The sequence below is a fragment of the Prevotella sp. ICM33 genome, from assembly GCF_000517825.1.
GTDB classification, from domain to species: Bacteria; Bacteroidota; Bacteroidia; order Bacteroidales; family Bacteroidaceae; genus Prevotella; species Prevotella melaninogenica.
On the sequence record NZ_JACD01000017.1, the window covers coordinates 1 to 7043 of the forward strand.

The 7043-nt window shown below is 38.5% G+C and carries 5 protein-coding genes and 1 pseudogene; all 6 read left to right on the plus strand.

The genetic code is table 11. From position 1 onward, the window contains the following. A partial coding sequence (locus HMPREF1505_RS13400; protein WP_036922586.1) for a phage baseplate assembly protein V occupies positions 1-986 on the plus strand: 986 nt, incomplete at its 5' end. 3 nt (positions 987-989) lie between these two features. Further along, on the plus strand, positions 990-1781 hold the full coding sequence (locus HMPREF1505_RS03495; RefSeq protein WP_004360624.1) for a hypothetical protein: 792 nt from the start codon (positions 990-992) through the stop codon (positions 1779-1781). Positions 1782-1787: 6 nt separating this feature from the next. Beyond that, the gene (locus HMPREF1505_RS12590) at positions 1788-4823 is read left to right on the plus strand and encodes a PAAR-like protein (RefSeq protein WP_051412304.1); all 3036 of its coding nucleotides are present in this window, start codon (positions 1788-1790) and stop codon (positions 4821-4823) included. Continuing rightward, positions 4820-6040 carry an SH3 domain-containing protein gene (locus HMPREF1505_RS03510; protein WP_036922589.1) on the plus strand — a complete coding sequence of 407 codons (1221 nt, stop codon included), beginning with the start codon at positions 4820-4822 and terminating at the stop codon, positions 6038-6040. Before HMPREF1505_RS12590 ends, HMPREF1505_RS03510 begins: the two co-directional genes overlap by 4 nt. Positions 6041-6135: 95 nt before the next feature. Next, the gene (locus HMPREF1505_RS03515) at positions 6136-6642 is read left to right on the plus strand and encodes a hypothetical protein (RefSeq protein WP_036922593.1); all 507 of its coding nucleotides are present in this window, start codon (positions 6136-6138) and stop codon (positions 6640-6642) included. 186 nt (positions 6643-6828) lie between these two features. Next, positions 6829-7043: pseudogene (locus HMPREF1505_RS13405) on the plus strand (hypothetical protein); the annotation flags it as partial.

Sequence of the window (7043 nt, forward strand, 5' to 3'; positions counted from 1 at the left end):
TGCCAACCCTGCGTGTAGGTTCCGTTATAAGTCTCTACAGTTCATTCTTGAAACGGGTAGGAGACCTATCAGAAGAGAGCTTGGGTAACTTTATCATTATCGAGATAACCCACGAGGTGAGCCAAGGCAGCTACTACAAAAACCGCTTTAAGGCTATCCCTGCTACAATAAAGGCACTGCCAAGTCCAAAGGTGCGTATGCCATTAGCTGAAACACAGATGGCAACCGTGCTTAGCAATGCCGACCCACAGGGTAAGGGCCGTGTGCGTGTACGTATGAACTGGCAGACAGATGGTATGCAGACAGGTTGGGTGCGTGTGATGACACCTGATGGTGGTAGCAGTAGTGACGTAAAGAGCAACCGCGGATTTGTATTTATCCCAGAGGTAGGCGACCAAGTCCTCCTCGGCTTCCGACATGGTGACCCTGCAAGACCATACGTTATGGGTAGCCTGTTTAACGGAACAACAGGTGGTGGCGGTCTCGAAGGAAATCACATGAAGAGTCTCACAACTCGTAGTGGGCATACTATAAAGTTGAACGATTCACTATCGTCACTTGGAATTACCATTAAAGACATAAAGGGCAATTCCATTCATATTGACTCTGTTGGAGATGACATCATCATCAATGCAAAGCGAAATATTACTATCAATGCAGGAGAGACTTTTACCGTGAACTGCAAGAATGCCAATATCCTTGCGGAGGAATCCATCAATATGAATGCGGAGCAGGATATTACCAGTGTCTCTGGAGAAAGTACGTCTATACAAGCAGGTGAATCCCTCACAGAGATAGCAGCAGACAGTTATGTCCTATCTGCTAATGATGCTAATGTACAGGTCACAGAAGAACATAATCTTCAGGCATCTACAATATCGGAGACAGCAGAGAAAATCAACATTGACAGTACGATGGAGGACCTCGACCTTTCTTCTCCAAAGAAAGTTAATATCCAGAGTTCTGAAAAAGTAAACTTGTTCTAAACGATGTATATTCCTTTTAAAGTACCGACAGGCTCATGCAAGGTTCATGGAGTTAGAACAGAAGTTATGCCAGACGGGGTAAGTGAAACAAAATGTGAGGCTTTTATAGAATTTGTTCCTCTTTCTAAAGACAGCAAAGTCAAAGCTGTAGTGTATCTACATGCCTTTGCAGATGAAGATGATGCCACGACAGCATTTGTGCATGATATAGAGTCTACTCTTAACCCGATATGTATGGAATTGGACAGCAGGGGGAGATGTATTGGGATTTCAGACCATGACGAACTCTGTAAACGATGGGATGATAGGCTTTTTCTTTTGCGTGCCAATTATAAAGGAGAATGGGTTGAAAAGGAATTACAATTGTTGACAGACAGGGTTCATGACAAGGGGCTTCTGCTTAATATGATGAAGAGATATTATGTATTTTCAGAGTGGATGGAAGCTGACTGGTCAGGCATAGAGTTCACAGAAGGGAAAGGACGCAGAGAGCACGAAGATATAGCCTTGGGAGTACCACTTCTCTTCTCACAAGATTGTTCCTTTGAGGACACAGAAGAAGGAATATCGCTACACATTGTTGGAAATGCTAACTTGAGAAAGAATGAAGTACAGCTTGAAAAGATTTCCCTCCTTGGTGAGGCTCAAATAGAAGATATAACATCTATAGAACAACATTGTATTGTGAAGACAACCAACCTTACAGAAGGTCCTCAAACTGTATATAGTCATTATACTGTCAAGGGGTGGGAGCAGATACTTAAGGATATTGAAATAAGTCTAACCTTTCAATAAAGAAGAATGGAAACAGGCAAAAATACTTCAGCAGATCGTAATCGTAAACAGACTGGGAACAGTGAGGAGATTGTTGCAGATAGTGCAATCTGTACATGTGACAAAGGTTCCAAACCAGGAACTTTCCGTGTTACCAGCCAGCAGAAGATTTACTGTAACGGTGCAAGAAAACTTGTTGCTACAGATCAAGACAAGGATATAAAGTCCTTAAATTTTGGAAGCTGTGCAGCAAAGAATAATGGTCCTTGTTCTCCGAATATCGTTTGGAGTAACACGTATAATAAGATTGCCATAAAGGGTAAGATGTATCCCCTAACGGTCAAGAGTTCTGGTACTTGTAAAGCTGGAGGTGGTAGAATTAATATCCAGACATCTGGCCAACAGGTTGTAGTAAAGCCTTCTTCTTCACCACGTAAGGCAAACAGTACGGCACATAAGAGCCCGATCTTTACAGAAGAAGATTGGAAGCATTTGCCGCAGGAGGACGAGAAGAGTCAGAACAAACGTGTTCCGGCAGCGGTACAGGTAAACAATGTTCTTGTAAATGGTAAGAGGGAGATAACCATAACCCCCTACGACCAAGAAGAACTCCTATTCACTACGTCACTTACGGCAGGAAGTATGCGGGGGACTGGTGTCAAGTGGGATGTCTGTCATGGCAATCGTGTGATTGCAAAAGGGTTGACAGAAGCTCCTGCACGTACCTATTTTACTAAAGAAGGTACGTACTCTGTATATGCTTATGTTCATAAACCAGGCTCACCCAAAGGCAAAGGTATGGTTAAGATAACCGTATCCTATCCCAAGTTCAAAAGTTTAGAATGGAAGGACGAGAATGGCAAACCTGTTACTTACATAGGGTTGCGTAATAAAGTGTTTGCACATGTATCTTTGCCGGGCTGTAAAGGTATATCTGTCAATTGCCGCTTTTATTATAATGGATATGAGGGAAAAACATATCTATCCGCCCTTACTCCAATACCCTTGTCTGCTGCAGGAAAAGTAAAGATAGCCCTTTCCCTTTCAAGCGACCAGTTAAAGAAAATAATAGAAGACCGTAAGCGTTTCAGCAATGGGCAGAAAATAAGGATATATCTGGAACTGAGTTCTCGACATTGGATAGAAAACCTGACAAAGACTTCACAGCACCCTATCCTATTCAATGACAAAATAGAGTTCCGCAGCCTGATCATTTATAAAGATTCTGACTGCAAAGAAAAACTGCAGGGTGGTATTGCTGACAGCGGGAGTATGGTATACGTGCGTGTTTCTACCGCCAATATGGAAACCGGAAAGATACGTCTGGATGTATATAAGCACGAAACAGGTAACCAAGAAGAGAAAAGTTCCAAACCATCACCTATATATAGTACCAATAGCCCTGTCAATAGTACGGGTGTCTATAAGTTCTCCTTAACGTTGGCAACGCCTCCGTACAAGGAAGGTACAGCCTACAAGGTTGTTGTCTCATGGCTTTTCAGTAGTAATCAATCTTCCAACGGAAATGTAAATAATAATACTGGCAGACAGACCTCAAAGGAAACCAAACAATACATACTTAAAGGGAAAGAAATCCTCTTCTCTGTCAAACGGCATATCCCCACGCCAAAGGCAGAACCCAGCAAGGCGAATGTTAATCGCACAGAGCCAGAAAAGGGTGGATGTCCACGCTGTAATAAGGATGTTACATTAGAGGAAATCAAACGTATCTGTGTTGATGAAAAAGGTAATTGTCTCATTAAGGACACTACAATGATTGCCGCTGCACTTCCATATCTTAATCAATATAGGAAAAAAGTAGGTATCAACACTTGTGTTTCAAAAGCGCATTTCTTGGCGCAAATAGCGGGTGAGACAAAGTTTTACCGATTACAGGAAGATTTTACATATCGGAATTGGAAAAGCATGCTGACTCATTTCTCATCATATTTTGAAAGTTTTGCATCTATAGAGGAGCGGGAAAGGGAGGCACAACGACTCTCAAATATATCTATACAAAAAGGAGAGAAATATCAAAAGATAGTTGCGAATACTGTATATGGACCAAGACATAAATATGGTAAGCAACATCCTAATAAAGATGACGGATGGCGATATAGCGGAAAGGGATTTAAACAAATTATTTGGAAGGGAAACTATAAAGGGTTACAAGATTACACGCAAAAAAATTTTGGCGTGAGTGTAACATGGGTAGGCAATGACAATCCCTTTTTGTTGAAAATAGATCCAAGAGATTCTATTCTCTCAGCACTGGCATATTGGAAGAAAAAAGGGATTAATGAAATAGCACACGGCATCACAGATCAAAATGTTGATAACGTAACATCAAAGATTAATGAGTCAAAAGGAGAATCAATACGAGCTCCACGTCGTTTCTTTTTTCATAATGCTATTAAAGTTTTACATGTAAAAGAGTGTCTGACAGGAAACCATCTACAAGAAAAAAATAAAAACTGTACTTTTGATGGGAAATTCACCGCGCATGAGAACGAAGTATATATTGATGTAATTACACCTAAAAATAGAGATAAAGAAGGGCCATTAGTTGTCTTTGACAATAAAAAAATCCTATTTATAACTCATTCACTGTGTAGAGGAACAAATACCAATCGGTTAAAAAAAGGAGGTAATGGTGATACACCTACAGGAAAAACCAAAACAACATATGAACCTAAAAAACATGTAGGATCGACTAGTTTTGGTAAGTATGGTTTAATTTTATTGGAAGGAATTCAAGGGGAATTTTTAACAGCAACAAAAAATGGAAGGTCTGGTATTGCAATCCATAGTGGCCATACTGTAGGTTTTGCGGATAAAATTAACGACAATGGTATGTTAATGTCTACCTATGGATGTATTAGAGTATACAACTCGGCTATGGAAAAACTTGGCGAATTATATACAAAATATAAAAAAGAGGGAAAGAAAATCTTTTGTTACATAGAAGATTATAATGGTGACATTAATGATGTATATAGCTTCTATGAATTTAAAAGAGACGGAAAAGATAGAAAAAGGAATGCAAGAAGTAAAAAGCAATGAAAATGAACAGATATATATTATTTTGTCTTTCTCATATACTTTTACTTTCCTGTCAAGGTCAGAGTAAAAGTAGTAATGTGTCAAAAGATAGTATTTATGTAAATAGCAAAATGATGGATCAACAAGAATTAATGCAGACTTCTATTTTGTCAAAGTATGGAAAGGATAATGGTTATAACCCCCTTTCATATCAGGATTTCCAAAATAGATGTATGGAATATTGGGGGCTCTCCCTGCATAAAGAGCCCAAAGATTATGTTCTCAGCATAGGAGGATACACAGAGTATACAATCAATGAATGGGGGCGGTTCTTGTATACAGAAGCAGAGTATCTTTTTTATCAGCCGGAAATAGATGGAGAACCAACCAAAGAAGATGCAAGGAAAATGCTCTATGATAAAGAAAACGGTATTGCCGATAAATTTCTGGCATATAATAAGTTGTTATTCAATGATAACATAACAACTCTCTCCTTTTTTATAAGAAATCCTGAATATGCGATAGATGTTGTCTTTAATCATGATTATGAAAGAAATAAGATACTCACCGCAAGAAGTATTGATTTCTCAAAGAAGACAACTGATTATTCTGTTTATAGGGATAATACTGAAAAAGTGTTGTTCTATAATAACAGAAAAAGAGGCTTTCGCCGTAATCTCATAAATGAGATATACTTGTCTTGTAATAAAACACAAGAAACCATGGCCCCATTTGATGATTTAGTTTATGCCTATTTTAAACAATTCAAGCAACTAAACTATCCGCAGGATGTGAAAGATAAATGCTTGGTACATTTATTAAAATGCCTAATTGAGTATGATAGAAATCATAAAGATGCAATAATAGGGATTGAAGACGAAAAATCATACCAGCATTTAAGTAATTTCATGTCTAAAGATAAGCATTTAGTAGACCGTCTTAAAAAACAAGATTATTATGGAGTCATGCGATTAAAAGAATTAGTAGACATTGTTTTAGTAATGGAAAATGATATCAATCCCAATGATATTTATTTTGTTGACGACCCCGATGGGTATACCAATCTACGTGAGAAAGGTATGTTGTCATCAAAAGTTCTTAAACATGTTCCCACCAATGAAATGATAACTATCTTGGACAATAATGGAAACTGGTGGAAAGTACAAGTTAAAGATGGGACAGTAGGATATATACATAAGAGTAGGATCAGACGCGCTTTACAAAATGTATGTCAATAAGGTGTGCCTATATAACTTATAAAGTAGATATCAGAAAGTAAGTATAGGAAAAATATCTTACTGATTTTGCACCACTTCGTATAGGACAAGATGGTATGACAAAGATAGAACTTTCACTGACAAACAGTCAAGTAGAAGAGATAAAGAAAGTGCCGATAGAAAAGACACCAATCTATATGGAACTCTTTTCTAAAGAATGGGTTAAGGATCTTAAATTGTCAAAAAAGACACCAATAGAATATACTGATAAAGAGGATATTACAAGTATTGCTTTCTATCGTGACAAGGATTGCAAAGAAGCAATCAAGGGATTTGTGGAAAGTGGACAGACGATTTATGCAAGGGTAACTACCCGTGGACTTGATGACAGCGATATTGCACTATTTATATATAAGCATGGTATGGTGACAGAGGAAGAAACAAGTACCAAAGGCGGTGTATATAAGGTGTCAGGAGAAACGGATGCCAAAGGGATTACTGTCTTGAAAATTAAAACCGATACCAGTTGGTTGAAGGAAAAACAATCGGAGACCTTTGATATCTTTGTATTAGAAGGTGGTGCTAAAGAGACAGCGGTTATTCGGTTCAATAGGAGGAATTAAAATCTTCTTGACAGCAGGTACAGTCTTTGCCTCTCTTGTAGGTGCACCACTATTTATTTATATGACAGTAAATTCAAAGAAGAAGATTTTAATATGACACGTGATATAGTTTCACAATTACAAGACCTACAAGAACAAGATGTGGCAAAAAATAAAATAGTATCAGATGGGAAGTAGCAAAGGAAATTGGGGAAGGTACGGATTACAAGCATTTGGAATTTCAGTGCTTGGACCCCTCTTTTTGGATGTATCATCGTTTCTGGCTACTCTGCTACTTACAGAATGGAAACGGCTCACAGCTGCTTCTCATGGAATGACAGAACCATTGGCGACGTAGTTAAGAAATTGTGCGAACAAGCTAAGGTGCAATTAGAGTTGAATCCTGCATTCAAGGAAACCAA

Coding starts and splice junctions, on each gene's coding strand:
- HMPREF1505_RS03510 (WP_036922589.1), top strand. CDS start 4,820: ATGAAAATGAACAGATATATATTATTTTGTCTTTCTCATATACTTTTA.
- HMPREF1505_RS03515 (WP_036922593.1), top strand. CDS start 6,136: ATGACAAAGATAGAACTTTCACTGACAAACAGTCAAGTAGAAGAGATA.
- HMPREF1505_RS03495 (WP_004360624.1), top strand. CDS start 990: ATGTATATTCCTTTTAAAGTACCGACAGGCTCATGCAAGGTTCATGGA.
- HMPREF1505_RS12590 (WP_051412304.1), top strand. CDS start 1,788: ATGGAAACAGGCAAAAATACTTCAGCAGATCGTAATCGTAAACAGACT.